At 56.2% G+C, this 1,182-nt stretch carries 1 protein-coding gene; it reads left to right on the top strand.

What is annotated here, in order from left to right; all coding sequences use genetic code 11:
* Positions 1 to 237 precede the first annotated feature (237 nt).
* A complete protein-coding gene (locus tag A3730_RS29045; protein WP_231880697.1) occupies positions 238 to 945 on the top strand; it encodes a DUF4197 domain-containing protein in 708 nt (235 codons plus the stop codon).
* Positions 946 to 1,182 lie beyond the last annotated feature (237 nt).

Below are 1,182 nucleotides of genomic sequence, written 5' to 3' on the forward strand. Positions count from 1 at the left end.
GGTCATAAAAGCAGGAGCGAGTTGAAAGTTTAACGTTGAAAAGCGCGAGTCAGGTTATTGGGCCCTGAAAGCCCGTGCCCGCGCAACCGCTGATACCCTGATCGCGGTGAAAATCGTTTTATCGACGATAAGGCCTTGTCCGCGTTTCAACTTTGAACTTTAAACTTTCCACTCAATGAAGTGTTTAGCCGCCCCCGCCCATGCAGTAGCATGCCCGACAACAACAAGGAGAACACCGTGAAGAAACTACTTCCTCTTGCTCTGGGCCTGGCGCTGGCCGGCTGTCAGCACATGGAATCGGCCATGCCCTGGATCAACATGGGTAACCAGATGGCCAAGAATGCCGGTTACAACACCGATGAGAAACTGGCCGCCGGCATTAAGGAAGCCCTGATCAAGGGGACGGATGTGGCCGCCGCCCAGCTGTCCCAGGAAGGGGCCATGAACCTGAAGCTGCCCAAGGCCGCGGATCCGGTGACCGATACGTTGCGTCAATTTGGCCTTGGCAGCTACGTGGATCAGTTGGAAACGGCCATGAATCGCGGCGCAGAAAAGGCGGTGGCCTCCGGTGCACCGGTCTTCAAGAACGCCATCAATGCCATGAGTGTGGATGATGCCCTGGGGATCATTCAGGGGGGCGATACGGCGGCGACCCAGTATTTCCGCGGGGAGACCGAGAACAGCCTGCGCCAGCGCTTCCAGCCGATTGTGGAAGAGAACCTGCGCAAGACCGGTTTCTACGACCAGTATCAGACATTGCTTGGCGCCTACGATAAGTTACCGCTTACTAACAAGCCCAATCTGGACCTGGAAAGTTACGTCATCGACAACAGCATGGACCAGCTCTATACCCGCATTGGCCAACAGGAAACCCGGATTCGCCAGAACCCCATGCAGCAGGGGAGTGCGCTGATCGGCGCGGTGTTTGGAAACTCGAACCAGTAGCTCGTCGATCCGCAAGAGCGTCGCTGGCAGCGCGATCACGACAGTATCGAGTTACGAGCAGCGAGCTTCGAAAGTCAAAACCCGAAAGCCGGGACAGTCAGGTTTTCGCTTCTCGCTCCTCGTGACTCGTACCTTAGGGAACCTCTGAAAAACTCCTTGCGTACTCAGTCTTTCAGTCTGGTTCGCAATCTATACCCCATTCGGGGCACAGAGGGCGCGCTTTTGAAGGTGTCCCCT

It is taken from the genome of Alcanivorax sp. HI0044, from assembly GCF_001634945.1.